Annotated in this window: 15 protein-coding genes; 6 read left to right on the forward strand and 9 right to left on the reverse strand. The window is 45.1% G+C overall.

Going from position 1 to position 18,501, the window contains the following annotated elements; translation table 11 throughout:
- Positions 1-13: 13 nt before the first annotated feature.
- The 6 genes from lptC to KUG37_RS09530 all read left to right on the forward strand — a co-directional run bounded on the left by lptC (position 14) and on the right by KUG37_RS09530 (position 4,417).
- Complete coding sequence (gene lptC / locus KUG37_RS09505; RefSeq protein WP_216935659.1) at positions 14-562, forward strand: LPS export ABC transporter periplasmic protein LptC; 549 nt, start codon at positions 14-16, stop codon at positions 560-562.
- Entirely contained in the window at positions 546-1,112 is a 567-nt protein-coding gene (lptA, locus tag KUG37_RS09510) for a lipopolysaccharide transport periplasmic protein LptA (RefSeq protein WP_216935661.1), read from the forward strand. Before lptC ends, lptA begins: the two co-directional genes overlap by 17 nt.
- On the forward strand, positions 1,112-1,855 hold the full coding sequence (gene lptB / locus KUG37_RS09515) for an LPS export ABC transporter ATP-binding protein (RefSeq protein ID WP_216935662.1): 744 nt from the start codon (positions 1,112-1,114) through the stop codon (positions 1,853-1,855). Before lptA ends, lptB begins: the two co-directional genes overlap by 1 nt.
- Before the next feature lie 319 nt (positions 1,856-2,174).
- Entirely contained in the window at positions 2,175-2,774 is a 600-nt protein-coding gene (locus KUG37_RS09520) for a YigZ family protein (protein ID WP_216935663.1), read from the forward strand.
- A complete protein-coding gene (locus KUG37_RS09525; RefSeq protein WP_216935664.1) occupies positions 2,767-3,384 on the forward strand; it encodes an acyltransferase in 618 nt (205 codons plus the stop codon). Before KUG37_RS09520 ends, KUG37_RS09525 begins: the two co-directional genes overlap by 8 nt.
- Positions 3,385-3,574: 190 nt before the next feature.
- Positions 3,575-4,417: a universal stress protein gene (locus KUG37_RS09530; RefSeq protein ID WP_216935665.1), complete on the forward strand. Its 843-nt coding sequence runs from the start codon at positions 3,575-3,577 to the stop codon at positions 4,415-4,417.
- Between the two features lie 168 nt (positions 4,418-4,585).
- On the opposite strand, the gene KUG37_RS09535 is transcribed toward KUG37_RS09530, so the two are convergent.
- The 9 genes from KUG37_RS09535 to dnaE all read right to left on the reverse strand — a co-directional run bounded on the left by KUG37_RS09535 (position 4,586) and on the right by dnaE (position 18,198).
- The gene (locus tag KUG37_RS09535) at positions 4,586-5,251 is read right to left on the reverse strand and encodes an O-methyltransferase (protein WP_216935666.1); all 666 of its coding nucleotides are present in this window, start codon (positions 5,249-5,251) and stop codon (positions 4,586-4,588) included.
- A gap of 132 nt (positions 5,252-5,383) precedes the next feature.
- Positions 5,384-6,100 carry a D-Ala-D-Ala carboxypeptidase family metallohydrolase gene (locus KUG37_RS09540; protein WP_216935667.1) on the reverse strand — a complete coding sequence of 239 codons (717 nt, stop codon included), beginning with the start codon at positions 6,098-6,100 and terminating at the stop codon, positions 5,384-5,386.
- Between the two features lie 137 nt (positions 6,101-6,237).
- On the reverse strand, positions 6,238-6,561 hold the full coding sequence (gene fdxA / locus KUG37_RS09545; RefSeq protein WP_005019709.1) for a ferredoxin FdxA: 324 nt from the start codon (positions 6,559-6,561) through the stop codon (positions 6,238-6,240).
- Positions 6,562-6,765: 204 nt separating this feature from the next.
- A complete protein-coding gene (mutS, locus tag KUG37_RS09550) occupies positions 6,766-9,399 on the reverse strand; it encodes a DNA mismatch repair protein MutS (protein ID WP_216935669.1) in 2,634 nt (877 codons plus the stop codon).
- A gap of 340 nt (positions 9,400-9,739) precedes the next feature.
- Positions 9,740-11,746: a triacylglycerol lipase gene (locus tag KUG37_RS09555; protein WP_216935671.1), complete on the reverse strand. Its 2,007-nt coding sequence runs from the start codon at positions 11,744-11,746 to the stop codon at positions 9,740-9,742.
- A gap of 123 nt (positions 11,747-11,869) precedes the next feature.
- The gene (locus KUG37_RS09560; protein WP_216935673.1) at positions 11,870-12,811 is read right to left on the reverse strand and encodes an ABUW_2363 family tetratricopeptide repeat lipoprotein; all 942 of its coding nucleotides are present in this window, start codon (positions 12,809-12,811) and stop codon (positions 11,870-11,872) included.
- A 120-nt stretch (positions 12,812-12,931) separates the two neighbouring features.
- A complete protein-coding gene (cysE, locus tag KUG37_RS09565; protein WP_216935675.1) occupies positions 12,932-13,741 on the reverse strand; it encodes a serine O-acetyltransferase in 810 nt (269 codons plus the stop codon).
- Positions 13,741-14,589, reverse strand: a complete 849-nt coding sequence (locus KUG37_RS09570; protein ID WP_216935677.1) for an RNA methyltransferase — start codon at positions 14,587-14,589, stop codon at positions 13,741-13,743. The genes cysE and KUG37_RS09570 overlap by 1 nt, the downstream gene beginning before the upstream one ends.
- A gap of 36 nt (positions 14,590-14,625) precedes the next feature.
- A complete protein-coding gene (gene dnaE / locus KUG37_RS09575; protein WP_216935678.1) occupies positions 14,626-18,198 on the reverse strand; it encodes a DNA polymerase III subunit alpha in 3,573 nt (1,190 codons plus the stop codon).
- Positions 18,199-18,501 lie beyond the last annotated feature (303 nt).

Genomic DNA, 18,501 nt, shown 5'->3' on the forward strand with positions numbered 1-18,501 from the left:
AAGTACACCGCTTATGGATACTAAAGTTTTATACATTACGGCTGTGATTATTGCCGCAATAAGTGGTGGTTATTACTATTACAGTGGCAAGGGCAACAAGCTGCAGGCAGATTCTGCGCGCAGCATGACCTACTCCGCTCAAAATATTAACTTAACCCAGACAGATGAATCAGGTCAGGTTTCGGTTCGTGCTCAGGTGGACCGACTTGAGCAGAACCTTCAGCTAGAAACCTCAACGCTGGAAAATCTGCGTGCATCGACTTATGCCAATGGTAAAGTCGATGCAACTTTCTTTGCCAAAATGGCGCATGGTTATGATGACAATACAAAAGTTGTACTCTCTCAAGAAGTGCTTGCCACCAAAATCATGCAAAATGGGAAATTGCAGTTCCGTACTGAAGAACTGACAGCTTTTCCAAAAACGCGTGAAATTGAAACAGACAAGACAGTGATTGTGGAATCTCCACAGGCTGAATTTGTCAGCCAGGGTCTTAAAGCCAATCTTAATGATGGTCAATACGAATTCTTTAATATTCGAGGAAAGTATGAACCAAACTCCTAAAGCCAAAATGATGCACACTTTCCTGAAGCGTATGACGCTGGCAACTGTGGTTGGACTCGGTTCAATCTCTGCTTTTGCCTTGCCATCTGACCGTAACCAGCCAATCACCTTGCTGGCTGATCGGGCGACTTTCAATGAGCGGACTGGTGTGACCACGTATTCGGGCAATGTCATCATTGAGCAGGGTACCATGAAACTGCAAGCCAACTCGATTGTGGCAAATCTGAACAACAAGCGTCAGATCAGTCTGATTACGGCTACAGGTAGCCCGACACAGTTTCAGCAAAAAGTGGATCCGGCCAAAGGTTTAACCAAAGGGCAGGCGCAGAAAATTGTCTACAATGCTGAAACTGGGATCATTACCCTATCTGGCAATGCATTCTTGCAACAGGATGGCGCCAGTATTCGCGGTAATACCTTGAAGTACAGCATGAACAAAGGCGATATCGAAGCCACAGGAACACCAAATAAAACCGGTTCATCAGCGGGCCGTGTACAAATCGTGATTCCACCATCCACTTCAAAATCCTCTCCGGGAGCGCGTGATTAATGGAGCAATCGCAGCAGGTTCAAACCTTAACCATTAAGCATCTGGCGAAAAACTATAATAAACGCTGGGTAGTGAAAGATGTGTCGTTCAGCATGCAAAGTGGCCAGATTGTCGGTCTGCTGGGGCCGAATGGGGCCGGTAAAACCACCAGTTTTTATATGGTGGTCGGTCTGGTGCGGATGGATAAGGGCGAAATTTATCTGGATGATTTGGATCTTTCCGACCTGGCCATGCATGAACGGGCACGTAAGGGAATTGGTTATTTGCCGCAGGAAGCTTCGATTTTCCGGAAACTGACGATTTCCGAAAATATTATGGCGATTCTGGAAACCCGTAAAGGCATGACCAAGGTACAACGCCAGCAACGTCTGGCGGAGTTACTGGCAGACTTTAAAATTACCCATATTAAAGATTCCTTGGGAATGAGTGTATCCGGTGGTGAGCGACGTCGTGCCGAGATTGCACGTGCCTTGGCCGCTGATCCTAAGTTTATGCTACTCGATGAGCCTTTTGCCGGCGTCGATCCGATCTCGGTTGGTGATATTAAAGATATTATTACCAACTTGAAAGATCGTGGGATTGGGGTGCTGATTACCGATCATAATGTGCGAGAAACATTAGCAATTTGTGAGCATGCCTATATTGTCAGTGAAGGTGCATTGCTCGCTGAAGGCACACCGGAAGAAATTCTGGCGAATGAGACCGTGAGAAAAGTTTATCTGGGTGATGATTTCACTGTTTAAATGATTCTGTTCTATATAAAAAAAACCTGCATCTGACGTCAATTATCGGGTGCAGGTTTTTTTAATTAACGGCAAAGAGCCATTTCATTAAATGATCTGATCAATTATCAGGCTAAAACACAAAACCTTAAGAATTCAATGTCCTTGCCGAAGCAGAAAAATGAGTAAAAAGCAGGCAAGAAGGCAAGTTTTCCGGATCTGATGACTTTTAAAGTCCCTTAAAACAATCGAGTAAAATCAGGTCTCTCCGTAGAGAGGCTTTTTATTTGTCTGTGTAAAGCGGGTATACTGCAACAGTGAGAGTTTAAAGCCTGAAATTATGCCATTTACCATTGCCAGTCTGGTCAGTTTTGAGGAAGACATTAAAAAAAGCCGCTTTCAGGCATTTGCCATACCTGTAGAAAATGAACAGCAGGCTAAAGATTTTCTGGAAGCCTATCGCGATCCAAGCACCACGCATCAATGCTGGGCCTGGAAAATTGGTCATCAGGTACGTTTTAATGATGATGGTGAACCTTCAGGTGCCGCAGGACGCCCGATACTGGCCACCATTGAAGGCAATGAGCTGACCAATGTGCTGGTGCTGGTCAATCGCTGGTATGGCGGAATCAAGCTGGGAACAGGTGGTTTGGTGCGGGCCTATGGCGGTTGTGCTGGACAATGCCTGCTACTAGCAGAAAAAATTGAACTGATTGAAAAGAAAAAAGTGCAATTTTCCTGTCAATTCAATGAGTGGGCCATCTTTCAATATGAACTGAATCAGCTGCAGATCGACTATCAGGAAGATTATACCCCCGATGGGGTACAGGTTAGTGCCTTATTTCAGTTAGACCAGATTCAACCCTTTGCCCTGAAAATTCAAGATGTGACTCGTGGCCGTGAGCAGCTAAAAATCATAGAAGAAGCAACAGATGACTGACCAAGATCCATTACTGAAATATCGTGAGCAGCACAAACATCGTCTGAACTATATGCCCTGGCTGTACTGGTCCTTAAAGCCGAAAAATCGCGTTTGGGCAGAAGCATGGCAAAAGGAATACCAGGCTTATCTGATGGAGATGGAAACCGTCGAAATTGGTGAAAACTGTTTTATTTCACCACTGGCACATATTTTTGCCGAGCCGGGACGCAAAATTATTATTGGTGATAATACCTTTATTGCCGCACATTGCACATTGCATGGTCCACTGGACATCGGTAATGAAGTAGCGATCAATCATCACTGCATTCTGGACGGTGGCCGGGTGGGAATTAAACTGCATGATCAGGTGCGTATTGCCGCTTATTGTCATCTTTATGCCTTTGATCATGGTATGGATCCGGAGCAGCCGATTTATCAGCAGCCGGTACGTTCGCAAGGCATCGAAATCGGCCGGGACGTGTGGCTCGGTGCACATGTGGGCATCAAGGATGGAGTCAAGATTGCAGATCAGGCGGTGGTGGGGATGGACAGTATGGTGACCAAGAATATCGAGGCACGCGCGATTGTTGCCGGCAATCCGGCCAAATTTATTCGCTATCGTGAATAAGCTTTTTGAAGTCAATTGCTTGACAGGAAAGTCTGACTCGGCAGATAGGTCAACATGCCGATCTATCGGTGTTCACATAAAAGTTAACATATTTCAAGTCCAGCCTTACAGATTTCGCTGCACATTTTTATATGCTTATGCTAAGTTAAAAATAACTAAGAAATTTTTATCATAAATAGAGAGGCTAAACATGAAACGTGTCATCGCCTGCATCGACTCATCACCATGTATAAACGCACTGGCAGACGCGGCTGCATGGATTGCCAAACAGACGGGACGTGAACTGGTCTTGTTACAGGTTTTGGATTACTACCCAGCCAGTTATCATCTGGGGGAAATCAGCGGGGTTATCGGTTTTGAAAGTAATGCGATGTTACTGAAAGAACTGGCCGAGCTTGAACAGAAACAAAGTGAAATCGCGCTGGATTATAGCAATAACCTGCTGCAACACATTTCCGAGCGGATTCTGGCAGAACACGGTATTCCAACCACCCATATTCAGGAAAAGGGCGATTTTCTGGAACAAAGTTTCTTGATTCTGCAGCCTGATGATATCGCGGTGATCGGATTACTTGGTGAACGCTCGGCTGAAAAAAACAAACCGATCGGCACCAATGTCGAAAATTTTATTCGTGGCGCCAATTGTACTGTGATGACAGTCGGAGAACAGTTTAAGCCACCGACACGCTTTATTTTTGCTTATGAATATTCACCGACCTGTATCAAGATGATGAAACGGATTGCGGAAAGTGATCTGCTGCGCTTATTGCAATGTCATCTTTTATATATCGGTGATCATGCTGAAATTCTGAATGAGCCTTTGCAATATTTAACTCAGGCCGGTTTGGATGTGGTGCCACAATATCGCTATGGCGATGTCGCAGAAAATATTCTGAGCTATCAACAGGAACAGGGGATTCAACTTATTGTTCTGGGTGCATTTAGTCACAGTAAAATTCACCAGTTCTTCTTGGGCAGTGTTGCAACCACGATTTTCCGTAATTCCAAAGTCCCTTTACTGGTTGCGAAGTGAGGATTGCATAAAATAGCCAAGTGCGAAGTCTAATGTTAAATTGTTACAGCTTGATTTAAAAGTGATCAGAGTTATCCTCATATATTGTGGATAACTCTGTGGTTAATTTTTATAAGTACATGTTATTTATGATGAATACTGTATTGGGTGATTTTTGTTCTTCTTGTTTTATTTGACAATCGCGAGTGCAAAACCATCATGTCCTTTGCTACCAACGGTCTGCAAAGCGGTACATGACAAGATACGTGGATGATTTTGCAGGGCTTTAAACATGTCACGAATGCCTTCAATACTTGGCTTATTATTGTCCGGATTAATGATTTCACCCGCACGAATCACATTGTCCAGAAAAATAAGCGTGCCTGAATGCGACAGGTTTAAACTGAGTTCCAGATATTCCGGATAACTCTGTTTATCTGCATCAATGAAGATAAAATCAAAAGCTTCAGTATCTTCAGGCAGCGCTTTCAGTACATCTGCTGCACGACCACACTTTAGTTCGACAGTTTGTTTGAGCTGGGCGCGATCAATATTTTCCTGACCTATGGCTGCATGGGTATCACGTCCTTCAATAGTCAGGATATAACCGTCATCCGGCAAGGCGCGTGCCAGCCACATGGTGCTATATGCCGCAAATGTTCCAAGTTCCAGTACCCGTTTACATTGGTTCATCTGGATCAGCATCTGCAACAACATGCCTTGATTAGGTGCCACTGCCAGATGATCGGGAAAACCGTGCGCTGCGGTATTTTCAAGGGTCTGATTCAGGATTGGGTCTTCAGGAATTAAATGTGAATCAATGTAGTGATCAATATCTGTCCACATTTTTTGCATAGTCTTAGCACCTTGATTGCGATGCCTGCATTTTAAACTTTTCGCGGCAGAGCGCAATTTATTGTTCTATGGCTGCTGATTTTTTAGGCTATACAAAGTCCTAAATGAACTTTGTATAGCACCTGTAATGGCTTAGTAATTACACATCGAAGAGTTTCGGCCTAAACTCGGTCCCCAGGTACGGTAACCTTGGGTGTCGATATGGATCTGACCAGAAGCATACATGCCGAGTCCCATATTGAAACTTTGACCATGCTGCAACCAGAACTGGCACAGTTTGAACTTGGTATTTTCAATATAACTATAATCTTGCGCCTGAGGATATTCTGGGCCAATCCGGAAATCGATAGCAGAGTTATACAGATGGCGTGAAGAATTGGCCCCACCGGCACACTGGTTCAAAGGCAGGTCACGATAGACCGAAGTGACTTCAAAATCAGTCAGCACATTGGCTGCGATCAGATATTTAAAGACTTTTAACGTCGGCACCTGATTGGCCCATAATTCACGGCTTGGAATCATGTATTGGGAACGACCACACTTGGCCCAATCACGTGCAGTACGCATCAACTCGAAACTCGGAATGATATTGCCAACCCCGTTACGTTCCAGAAAAACTTCATATTCGCGTACACGTGACAAATTATCCAGTGCCGATACCCAGTGGGTATAAACATATGGGACAGTTTTCGGGTAGGCTTTGCGGTCATATTGAACACGTTCTTGTGGAATGTAAATCCGTTTTCCTGCAGGTGTGGTGGTCTGACCAGGTTGTTTTGTGGTGGCACAGCCCACAAAAACGAGAGGAATTATACAAAGACTCAATAATCCCTTTAACAAGTTCTTCATTTATACAAATCAGATATTTACAAAATAGCGCTATTTTAGACTAAATATAGGGAGAAATTTGGAGAATATTGCAATGAAATGTGTGCATTGAGTATAAAAAAGATCAGCCTATGCTGATCTTTTAAAGTTAAAAATAATTACTTTTCAAGATATTGTAATTTATCTGGTTTGCCATTCCATTCTTCACGGTCTGCTGGCTGTTCACCGATTTGTGTGATATTTGGCCATTTTTGCGACAGGTCTGCATTCAGTTCAATAAAGACTTCCTGACCTTCTGGCAATTCGTCTTCAGAAAAAATTGCATTTGCCGGACATTCAGGTTCGCATAACGCACAGTCGATACATTCGTCCGGGTTAATCACAAGGAAGTTAGGACCTTCATAGAAACAGTCTACAGGGCAAACTTCTACACAGTCTTGATATTTACATTTAATACAATTTTCAGTGACAACGAAGGTCATGGCGACAGCTACCTAAAAAATATGGTTCTAATTACGAATGATGTATTTTAGGCAAAAACAGGGGTAACTAACAATTCCTTTTATTGATATTTGTTATATATAGGGCTGTTAAATTTGAAAAAAGGCAACATACTGCTGAATTACAGCATTCATCAGTATGATCGGGGCATTGACCCCATACAAGATGAGGTCTGATACTCAGAATTAACTTGGCTGCTTGAGCAGATCTTTTAGTGCATATAATTGCTGTAAGGCCTCACGAGGAGTCAGGCTATCTATATCGAGATCTTCGAGTAAGTCCAGTGCAGGCGACTCTTTCTCGATTTCGATGATGCGTTCCACAGGCTCCATAATTTCAGGCATTGCAAACAGATCATGCTGCGGACTCAGCGGTTTCGCCTGATGCTGCTTTTCCAGAATCCTTAAGCGGTTTTGCGCTTCTTTGATCACTGCAGCCGGAATACCTGCCAGTTTGGCGACCTGCAAGCCATGACTCTGACTGGCTGGGCCATGTTGCACCTTATGCAATAAAATCAGATTGCCATTCAGCTCTTTGGCCGTAACATGGTAATTATCAATGCCACTTTCTTTATCCAGTTCGGTCAGTTCGAAATAATGGGTAGCAAATAGACACAAACATTGAATACGTTTCGTCAGATCCAGCACACATGCCCAGGCTAGAGACAAACCATCATACGTACTGGTTCCACGACCGACTTCGTCCATGAGTACCAAAGACTGACTGGTGGCATGATGCAAAATTTGCGAAGTTTCAGTCATTTCCACCATAAAGGTCGATTTACCTGTAGATAAATCATCAGCAGAGCCAATACGCGTGAAGACACGGTCAACCGGACCTAAAGTTGCAGCTTTGGCCGGAACATAGGCACCGCAATAAGCCAGTAACACGATCAATGCCGTCTGGCGCATAAAGGTTGATTTACCGCCCATATTAGGGCCGGTAATAATCGCCATCCGATGGGAGAAATCCAGTCGTGTATCGTTCGGAGTAAAGGCTGTTTTACTCAGGGCTTCTACCACCGGATGTCGACCGGCAGTGATGCTTACACCGACTTCAGGGCTGAATTTTGGACGCGACCAGTTGCGTAAACGCGCCTGGTGGGCAAAGTTAGCAATCAGATCAATCTGTGCAATGGCGCTGCTCATCATCTGTAAATTGCCGATATCCTGACGCAGCTCATCCAGCAGCATTTCAAACAGCATTTTTTCACGGGCCAAGGCGCGTGATTCGCTGGACAGGACTTTATCTTCAAATGCTTTCAGTTCAGGCGTGATATAGCGTTCGGCATTTTTTAAAGTTTGCCGGCGAATATAGTGCTCGGGCGCCTGTTCGGCCTGTGCCCGGGTCAGTTCGATATAATAGCCACTGACGCGGTTGTAACCGATTTTCAGTCCCGGAATGCCGCTGGCTTCACGCTCTTTAATTTCCAGATCAATCAGGAACTGGCTGGCATGATCACGAATCTGACGCAACTCATCCAGTTCACTATCGAAGCCTTCGGCAATCACATTGCCATCGCGTAAGAGCACTGGCGGATTCTCCACAATGGCGGACATCAGACGTTGATGCAGACCATGAAAATCACCCAGTTCTGCATTGAGCTGGACTAAGAGCCCAGACTGTTGTTGGCTTACAATCGGTTGTAAAGCATGACGTAAAAACGGAATTTGTGCGCAGGCCTGACGCAGTTGCACCAGATCACGCGGACGGGCACTGCCAAGCGCAATACGGCTCAGCACACGTTCAATATCGCTAATCTCTTTAAGTACAAGACGTACCGGTGTCTCGTGGAAACCCTGCAGCAGGGCCTGGATGGCATCCAGACGATCATCTAACAGGGCTGTATCCCGTAAAGGTTGCATCAGGGTGCGACTCAGTAAACGTCCACCCATGGCAGTCTGGCAATCATTGATGAGTTGGAATAGCGAAGTACCATGGTCAAATAAAGGCTCAATCAGTTCCATGTTACGGCGTGTCACCGGATCCAGCGCAATAAAGTCTGAACTCTGTTCTAACTGAATCGAACGAATATGCGGTAAAGCGGTTTTCTGGGTTTCTTTGGCATAGTGGATCAGGGCCGCCGCAGCAGCTTTGGCGAGCGGTAAATGATCAATACCAAAACCGGAAAGCGTGCTGACGGCAAACTGGTCACACAAGGTTTTTTGCGCATTGTTCAGGTTAAAGTCGACATTAGGACGTTTAGTGACAGAGATATCCAGCTGCTGTTTGAGTTGCTCGGTCAGCGTCGGATCAGCAATATTCTCATCCAGCAGAATTTCGCTTGGCATCAAACGCGCCAGTTCAATCATCAGCTGGTTAATATTATAATCCTGCTGCTGCACTTTGAATAAGCCGGCGCTCAGGTCGAGAAGTGCAATCCCGATCTGATTTTGTTGAATGCATAAAGCCACCAGGTTTGAGCTCTGATGTGCACCGAGCATGGCATCATCGGTCAGGGTGCCCGGTGTGATGATTCGCACCACACCACGCTCAACCGGTCCTTTCCCCGTAACCTCGCCGATCTGCTCGCAGATCACCACCGTTTCGCCTTTTTTGACCAGACGTGCCAAATAGCCCTCGGCTGCATGGTAAGGTACACCCGCCATTGGAATAGGCTCGCCATTGGCTTTACCGCGATGGGTCAGGGTAATGCCTAAAATTTTGGCTGCCTTATGTGCATCTTCAAAGAACAGTTCATAAAAATCGCCCATACGATAAAACATCAATGAGTGCGGATGCTGCATTTTCACCGACATGTATTGCTGCATCATGGGCGTTAAGGTAGAAAGATCAGCCATAATTTCTGAACTGGTCATTAAAAATAAATCCTTTCAACAAGAGAGAAATGCAAATACTGATAAGCAGCTTATGCAAAAAAATTTAAAGCACATCTAAACAGATCTATAAAAATATTTTATCGAGGATCTGCTCAGGAGCATAGTGAATGAAGTCGCTTAGCTTAGGGTGCTTTAAACCAAGATTGAAGCAAGTCTATCAAATTTAATTTTCAGAAAGAAATGAAATTCCTGATGAATCTTTAAGTCAGTGCCCGGATCTGCCGCTTTAGGTTCTTATTCATCACTATTTGTATTTTTAAAAAAATGAACCACCGGATGCGAACATACGGTGGTTCATCTCAATCAAGATGATGGTTGTTTATTTCGGATCATAAAGACCGAGGTCTGACAGATGTAATCTGAGAATCCGGCGTAATTCCAGTACAGCTTCCGGAGTTTCCTGAATTGAATGACCGCTCTTAATGACCTTGTTGGATACCGCACCATTTAGGTAAGCACTCTCATATGAAACGATATCATCGCTCATCAGCTTAGGATCTTGCGTATCTACCATGTTGCCGATAATAGAATGAAATTTGATATTTTTAGAAGGCTGAATATCCTCGGTCAATGCAGTAAACTTCGAATTTTCACTCAGATCACTCGGACCATTCTGAATCAGGTCATGTCCCAGTTCTTTAACAAACTCCTTTAACCCGATCTCACCTTGCAGGGTATCGGCAAAGGCCCCCAAAAATGCGCCCGGTATCCGGATAATTTTACGGGCCAGTTTGGTATGCCAGCGATCGGCATATTCCGTTCCACGATGTGGAGTTGCCAGAAAAATGGCGCGGCTAAAGTTCGGAATAGGCTGCATTTGCAGGCGTGCTTTAAATAGGGGATTATCCTTAAACTGTGCAATGCGGGTATTTTGTACCAGCTTAAATGCATCTTGGGTAATATCGGCCTGGCTGACCATCAGGCGGGCAATCACACCTCCCATACTGTGTCCGACCAGTACCGCATCTTTTTTGGCGGGTGCATTGTTCGCGACTTGGGCAAAGCCTTGCTGAACCAGGGCATTAATTTGAAAACGACTTTCCAGAATCGGCATATTAGTTGAGTAAAATATCTGCCAGACCTGAAAATTTTCTCTTAATACCGGATCACCCATAATATCATTGGTCAGACGAATCCAGGCTTCAGGACTGCTAGCCAGACCATGAACCAATACCAGCACTTTCTTGTCCGGATTATAAGGTTCCAGCATATACAGGTGCGGCATGCTCAGGCTGTCATCACGATTAATCAGGGTCAAATAGGCCAAACGGCCCAGATTGTTCTCGGCCAGCCATAAACCGTAGGGTGCGGAAAAGTTGGCAGCCAACGCGTATTCTTTTGAAGCCACCTTGATCTTTTCATATTTATAAGGATCATGCAGTTTCAGCTGGAATTCCGAAGTAGATAAAATCTGTTCAGTCGAATTTGCTGATTTGGGTGCCGCAGTGATAGTAGTCGCCAGATATCGTGCTGAATGAATATTAGGATTTATGCCATTGGGGTAGTTGTGCTTGAGTGGATCGGCAGTATATTTTTCATCCTCCTCAGATTGCTGTTCTTCTGGTAAAACCACCAGAAATTCCGAGCCAAAACCGTCACGGCGGGTAATAGAACGTAGACCCGAGAAATTCATATTATAAGTAGACAGCAATTGCTCAATGGTCTGGTTTTTTAGTTGCGGAAAATTTTCCAGATCAATGCTATAAACACTGTCACCGACCTGAATCCGCTGGCCGGAACGCTTGGTTTCATAACGTTCAGCATAACGCTGAATCAGATGAGCAATTGCCAGGTTATAAAAATCACGGATCTGGACCTGACGGTTGTCAAAAATACGGTCTTGCGGTGCACGCTCGGTTTTAAACAGATAGGCGTAGCTATAACGAATGCTTTTATCCAGCATGGTGAGCTGCTGATCCAGACATTTCTGGATGGTCTGTTTTTGCAGCTGCTGTTTTTCCTGTGACCGGGTTTTGCTCAAAACACTCGTGTTGCACTCGGCTGACTTGGCATTTTGCAAGGCATTAGCCAGATATAATTCACTTGCTGTAGACAGTAATTGTTCATCTAAAATCTGAGGAATATCTTTAAGATCATTCACACATTCTTCAGGCTGATCAACACAGACCTGCGCTTCACGGCCGGTCATGGACAACACATTCAGACTGGCTTCGCTGAGCTTGTCACGGGTCAAGATACTGTCACGTTCATTGTTGAGTGTGACATTAATGGCCTGTTCCTTAACACTGACCACCTGACAGCCGCTGAGTACGCTGGTGAGGAGTAAAGTGCAAAGTATTAATCTTTTATTAATTTTCTGGGGCATAAAAACTTTTCACTAAATCAAGCTATAAAGCGGAGTAATGTTTTGTATTTTACTAATTTTTTCTCATAAAAATAGACCGCCGTAGCAGTCTATTTGTAATCGGATCAAACGCAGAGGTGTGGATTAGGGCGTGGCAGGGGCTGGTGCCGGAGCTGCTGTGGAAGTCTGCATGACTTGCCATACATTCCAGCGGCCATTATTTTCAATTTCCTGAATTAAGCGATCCGCCACTTCAGCTTCTTGTGGATATTTGACCTTGTAGTTGTTCAGGGTCTGAATGGCATTTTTCTTATGCTCTAAGGCAATATAGTTATTGGTTGCAGAAAGATAGGCTTCCTGAACACCTGCTTTCATGGCTTTGTCCAGATATGGAATGGCTTCACGTTGACCACCCCCTTCTGACAGGCCAAAACCAAACCAGAAGTTGACTTCAGGATCATCTTGGTTAACTCTCAGAATACGTTGTGCGTAGGTGAGAGACTTGGTGGTATAGACTGACCCCAGATCCAGATTACGTGCCATGACACTGGCTTTAAAAGCGCGTAACAAAACATCGAAAGAAGCATTTGGAAGGGCTGCTAAAGTATCCAGTTGCTGGGTGACTTCTCGCAATTTGGCTTCAAAACCGCGGCGTTCCTGACGATCACTGAAACGTGGTGGATAATGACGTGCCTTACCCTCAACCAATTGCAGGAAATCATCGATTTCAGTGATATCGATTTCATTGTCATTTGCCAGCGCAGCATAACGCATATTACGGGTATTGCTGTCGACAGTCGGAATAATCAGTTTATTCACATCCAGAGTCAATTGCTTGGATGGATCATTAGGATCTGTCACCACCATCTTGGTCACAGGCTGTGCTGCTGCTTTTTGTAAATGCAGCTCAAACGGAGGTGGTTCATTATAATTAAAGGGATTTAGAGCGTAAAATGGAGGACTAAGAGCAGGTTCAACAAAAACAAATTCTTCAGATTGTTTTGATGGAGACTGTTTTTCGGGCATGGTTGAACACGCCGCAATGCTGAGTGTTAAGCAAGCAAGTGCCAAGGGCTTAAAGGTCATAATATTCATCCATTCTGTTATTTTTAAAAAACAGCCAGTACATAAGTTGCATGAACGTCAGTCTATGAAAAGTATAACGATCATGCAAGTAAACCCGTGTTACAGAGTTAAATGTTAAATTCAGGCTTTGGATTGGCTGGTTTGCGCTTCACATTCACGCCGCGCTTCTTCCAGAATCTTTAATTCTTTTTTGCTCAAAGGCTGGCCATCTTGTTGCTGCTTGTTGAAGGTCGGATCAAGCAAAGAAAGACGGTTGCACAAGTTGTTCATGCGTTTTTCATTTTGCTGAATACGATCCAGCAAAATCCGCATACCTTCCAGAATTGGATCAGACTGGTCTTCAGTTGCAGCATAGGGCTGGAAACCAATACTTTCTGCATAGTCACGACGACGGGTTTCAGCATCATCTTTAGGTTTTTCTTTGATAATCAAACGTGCCGGATTGCCCACAGCCGTAGCATTTTCAGGAACGGCTTTGGTAACCACCGCATTTGAACCGACCTTGGCATTTTTCCCTACGGTAAAGGGCCCTAGAATCTTGGCACCAGCACCGACGACCACGCCATCTTCTAAGGTCGGGTGACGTTTGCCTTTATTCCAGGTCGTTCCACCCAAAGTCACACCATGATATAGGGTGACATCATCGCCAATTTCAGCAGTTTCACCAATCACGACACCCATACCATGATCGATAAAGAAACGGCGGCCAATTTTGGCACCGGGATGGATTTCAATACCAGTCGCAAAACGGCTAAACGAAGACAACGCACGCGCAGTTCCTTTACAGTCTTTATTCCATAGCTCATGTGCCATGCGATGCATAATCAGCGCATGGATGCCAGGGTAAGTCGTTAAGACTTCTAAAGTATTGCGTGCTGCAGGATCGCGCGCAAAGACAGCTTGTATATCTTCTTTGAGCTGTTTTAGCATTAGATTTGATCCTCGTCCTGTGATGATGTGTTTGAAGATTTTTTCCAGGTGCCGTTATTCATGGCCTGAACACGGCTGAAAATACCACGAAGTAAATGATATTCCATACGATCTAATTGTATACGTCCAAAGAGACGACGCAAGCGTAAAGGTAATAATCTTGGATTTTTTGGGTCCATAAATTCAATTTCTGCCAGCATTTTTTCCAAATGCGGATAGAACTGTTCCATCTGGGCATGATTCACCAAAGGCTCATCCCATTCCATTTCAATGCCATCAATCACTTGCATGGTTGCCTTAGCATCACGCGGTTGTTCAATTTGGCTCATGGCTGCCATGCGCATTTCATAGCAGATTACCTGAATTGCCTGCGCCACATTCAGTACGCCGTAATCAGTATTAACTGGAATGGTCAGGTGATAGTTGGCCATTGCCAGTTCTTCATTGGTCAGACCACGGTCTTCACGGCCAAATAGAATCGCGACTTCCTGCTGTTCTTGTACTACGGCACTCATGGCTTTTGTCGCAGCGGGGCGTACATCTAAAAGTGGCCAGGGAATGGTACGGCTGCGCGCACTGGTTCCAAAGACAATCTGGCAATCTTTAATTGCATCTTCGAGTGTTTCTACAATCTCAATCTGCTGGATCAGATCGGATGCGCCAGCTGCCAGCGCATCAATATCCGGATGCGGGTAGGTTTTAGGTGCCACCAGAACCAGCTTGGACAGACCCATGGTTTTCATGGCACGTAAGGCACTGCCAATATTGGCAGGTAAAGTGGTATTGACCATGACAATACGCACATGGGAGAGATGTGCTGAAACAGCAGCATTGTCAATTTGACTCATGAGGATTCCAATTTTAAGGTTTTTAAAGATCAGGATTTATGAAAATTGTGGCTGGGATTCAGCCTGATACAGTTCCAGTGCATCATCCATGCTCATGCCAACAGGCGGCGGAGGAATATCCACTGGTTTGGCCTGTTCATAAGACACGGCTTTAGCAGCTTTGGATTTGACCTGATATTCAATGTGCAATGCTTCTTTACCAAAATAATCACGTAATTTGGCTAATAACTCATCCAGTGGGGCAACTTTCCAGTTGAGACCCAGATGAAGTTCAGTCGTGGCATAAGGATAGTCTAGATACAGAATTACCGGAATATGTGCTGACATATCGATATTGGTATAAGGAGTCAAAATCTGCTGCAAGTCACGACTCAGGCTTTTGCTGAAATGCTCGGCAGTTAAGGTGATTTTGATACTGTTGGCACGTTTCTGGCGAATTTCGTTCAGGCTAAACGCTTTTGTGAGACGCCCCATCGGGCGGTCAAAGCCTTCACGCTCATAGATTTCACCTTCGATCACCACGACTTTATCGAGCTGGATAACTTCTTTAAAGCGGTTAAAGCGTTCGTGATTGGCTGAAATCTCAATTCGTGCCGTACCATCATCCAGGGTCATCATCATCCGGTTCGGGAAGTTGGCAATATCCACCACTAGTCCTGCAAACACGGTGGTGACACCACGGCGGGTGGGGGTGAGTTCATTAATCTGACAGGGCACAAAGGCTTTCAGCTCATTGCGATAGACATCAATCGGGTGGCCGGTTAGATAAAGTCCCAAGGTGTCTTTTTCACCTTTCAGGCGAACTTCATCTGCCCAAGGCTTGACTGGTTTAGATGGCTTGCGCTGAACTTCTGCAACCTCACCAAACAGATCCATGATGCCAGTTTCACGATTGGAACGGGCTTGATCCGCGGCTTGGACTGCCTCAGGCAATTGTGCCATCAGGTCAGCCCGATCAATCCCTAAGCAATCCAGCGCGCCGGAGCGAATCAGTGCTTCCAGGGTACGCTTATTGATTTTTTTCAGGTCAATACGGTGACAGAAATCAAATAGGTCGCGGAATGGACCTTCTTGTGTACGCGAGTCAATCACTGACTGCATCGCAGCTTCACCGACGCCTTTAATTGCACCCAGACCATAGACAATGGTTTGTTCATCCGTGGCATGGAATTGATACAGCGACATATTTACGGAAGGTGGTAAAACTTCTAGATTATTTTTACGACAGTCATCGATCAGGAATACCACGTTGTCGGTGTTTTGCATTTCCGAGGTAAGCACCGCAGACAGGAACTCAGCCGGATAATGCGCTTTTAGCCAAGCCGTCTGATAAGCAACTAAAGCATAAGCCGCAGCATGTGATTTGTTGAAACCATAGCCGGCGAATTTTTCCATATAGTCGAAGATATGGTTGGCTGTTTGCTCATTAATATCTTTTTTCGCCGCACCTTCAATAAAGATCTGACGCTGCTTGACCATTTCTTCAGGTTTTTTCTTACCCATGGCACGACGCAGTAAGTCCGCGCCACCCAGAGTATAGCCAGCACAATACTGTGCAGCCTGCATCACCTGTTCCTGATAGACCATAATCCCGTAAGTCGGTTCTAAAACACCTTCAAGCAGTGGATGCAGGTATTCAAAGTCGCCCCCATGCATACGGTGGATAAAGTCGGGAATCAGATCCATCGGACCCGGACGGTACAAAGATACGAAGGCAATAATTTCTTCAAATTTGCTTGGGCGTGCCTCTTTCAGCATCTTTTTCATGCCCACGGATTCAAACTGGAATACCGCGGTGGTGTTGGCATTGGCAAAGACTAGATACGCGTCTTTATCTTCAAGCGGGATATAGGCAATGTCTAAAGCTTTGTCGCTTGGGAGGCGTTTATTAATATTTTTAACCGCATCTTCAATTACGGTCAGGTTACGCAGACCCAAGAAGTCGAATTTGACCAGACCGGCGGATTCGACATCGTCTTTATCAAATTGTGCCACGCGTCCAGTACCATCAGCATCACACATGACCGCAGAGAAATCGGTAATCTTGGTTGGTGAGATGACCACACCACCGGCATGTTTACCTGTATTTCGGGTAATGCCTTCCAGTTTCAGTGCCATTTCCCAGATTTCGGCTGCATCGTCGTGGTCCGGATTGGATGGATTGGTGACGATATCCTTGAGCTGTGGTTCGGCTTCTAGCGACTCAAGCAGGCTTAAACCTAAAGGCTTGGTCGGGATCATTTTCGAGATACGATCCGCCAGACCATAAGATTTCCCAAGTACCCGCGCCACATCACGAATCGCACCTTTGGCAGCCATGGTACCGAATGTTGCGATCTGCGAAACTGCATCACGTCCGTAAGTACGCGCCACATAGTCAATCACGCGGTCACGGCCTGCGATACAGAAATCGACGTCGAAATCGGGCATCGAGACACGTTCTGGGTTCAAGAAACGTTCGAACAGCAGTTCATAACGCAGCGGATCAAGATCGGTAATTTTTAGGCTGTAAGCTACCAGCGATCCTGCACCTGAACCACGACCCGGACCTACCGGGACGCCGTTACTTTTCGACCATTGAATAAAGTCCATCACGATCAGGAAGTAGCCTGGGAATCCCATCGAGTTAATGATATTAATCTCGTATTCAATTCGCTCATCATAAGGCTTGCGAATTTCCGGCCAGTCTTCATCACGTTGTTCAGGTGGATAAAGGAAATTCAGACGTTCTTCCAGACCTTCTTTGGACAAGTGTGCAAAGAAGGTGTCAATGGTATGACCTTCAGGAATCGGATAATCGGGCAGGAAGTATTTACCCAGTTGCAGCGTTACATTACAACGCTTGGCAATATGATAGGTGTTCTCAATCGCAGACGGAATATCCGAGAACAGCGCCGTCATTTCTTCAGCAGATTTAAAATATTGTTCAGGTGAATAGGTTTTAGGGCGGCGATTGTCACCAAGTACATATCCATCGGCAATGCACACCCGTGCTTCATGGGCTTCATAATCGTCACGGGTCATAAAGTGCACATCGTTATGTGCGACCACACCGATATTATATTTTTTTGCCAGCTTGACAGCTTCCAGAATGAAGTCATCTTCATCCGGACGACTGGTGCGGGTCAGGGCAAGATAAACACGATTGCCGAATTTTTCGACCCATTCTTCTAGCAGCGGTTCGGCTTTTTGCGGATTTGAACTCATCAGCATCTTGCCAACATCGGAATGCATGCCAAGCAGGGCAATCATGTCCTCAGACTGATTTAAAATCCATTGTTTTTGAACGCAGGGAATATCCAGTTGCTGACCACGGATAAAGCCTTCAGATACCAGTTCAGTCAGACTGCGCCAACCCTTATTGGTCATGGCCAACAAGGTCATGCGATGTTCGGCATCATTCAGGCGAATTTCAGAACCTAAGATGGGCTTGATGCCTTTGCCTAGGCATTTGCCATAGAACTTGACTGCAGCATGCAGGTTAGAAAGATCCGTTAGCGCAAGGGCAGGCATCTGTTCTTTTTCGGCAGCTTTGACCAAGTCGGGTATCCGTACGATGGATTCAGTAATCGAAAATTCTGTATGAATACCAAGATGAACAAAGTGCATAGATGAGTCCCTGCTAAAACCATTGAATAGTTTAACATGGGATTTATTGTTGCAGTTTGAAAATGAGGGGGGAATGGCGAAGTTTTCATTAAATGAATGAGGTTTTGCCTCACTTACTTTTAAGAGATGAGCAGCGCGGCTGAGCAAGGAAATAAAAATCTTTTGTTAGCTTGATGATACATCCTTGTCTGACCAGCCAATCGGCGATATCCATGTCGCTATCCTCGATAGCTAGTAGGGGTATCAGGGAATTATCAGTTTTTATATAAGAAAAGCCCTCTTTTTAGAGGGCTTTATATTTAA

Source organism: Acinetobacter sp. BY419 (genome assembly GCF_019038395.1).
In the GTDB taxonomy this organism is placed as follows: Bacteria; Pseudomonadota; Gammaproteobacteria; order Pseudomonadales; family Moraxellaceae; genus Acinetobacter.

Coding starts and splice junctions, on each gene's coding strand:
- lptC (WP_216935659.1), top strand. CDS start 14: ATGGATACTAAAGTTTTATACATTACGGCTGTGATTATTGCCGCAATA.
- lptA (WP_216935661.1), top strand. CDS start 546: ATGAACCAAACTCCTAAAGCCAAAATGATGCACACTTTCCTGAAGCGT.
- lptB (WP_216935662.1), top strand. CDS start 1,112: ATGGAGCAATCGCAGCAGGTTCAAACCTTAACCATTAAGCATCTGGCG.
- KUG37_RS09520 (WP_216935663.1), top strand. CDS start 2,175: ATGCCATTTACCATTGCCAGTCTGGTCAGTTTTGAGGAAGACATTAAA.
- KUG37_RS09525 (WP_216935664.1), top strand. CDS start 2,767: ATGACTGACCAAGATCCATTACTGAAATATCGTGAGCAGCACAAACAT.
- KUG37_RS09530 (WP_216935665.1), top strand. CDS start 3,575: ATGAAACGTGTCATCGCCTGCATCGACTCATCACCATGTATAAACGCA.
- KUG37_RS09535 (WP_216935666.1), bottom strand. CDS start 5,251: ATGCAAAAAATGTGGACAGATATTGATCACTACATTGATTCACATTTA.
- KUG37_RS09540 (WP_216935667.1), bottom strand. CDS start 6,100: ATGAAGAACTTGTTAAAGGGATTATTGAGTCTTTGTATAATTCCTCTC.
- fdxA (WP_005019709.1), bottom strand. CDS start 6,561: ATGACCTTCGTTGTCACTGAAAATTGTATTAAATGTAAATATCAAGAC.
- mutS (WP_216935669.1), bottom strand. CDS start 9,399: ATGACCAGTTCAGAAATTATGGCTGATCTTTCTACCTTAACGCCCATG.
- KUG37_RS09555 (WP_216935671.1), bottom strand. CDS start 11,746: ATGCCCCAGAAAATTAATAAAAGATTAATACTTTGCACTTTACTCCTC.
- KUG37_RS09560 (WP_216935673.1), bottom strand. CDS start 12,811: ATGACCTTTAAGCCCTTGGCACTTGCTTGCTTAACACTCAGCATTGCG.
- cysE (WP_216935675.1), bottom strand. CDS start 13,741: ATGCTAAAACAGCTCAAAGAAGATATACAAGCTGTCTTTGCGCGCGAT.
- KUG37_RS09570 (WP_216935677.1), bottom strand. CDS start 14,589: ATGAGTCAAATTGACAATGCTGCTGTTTCAGCACATCTCTCCCATGTG.
- dnaE (WP_216935678.1), bottom strand. CDS start 18,198: ATGCACTTTGTTCATCTTGGTATTCATACAGAATTTTCGATTACTGAA.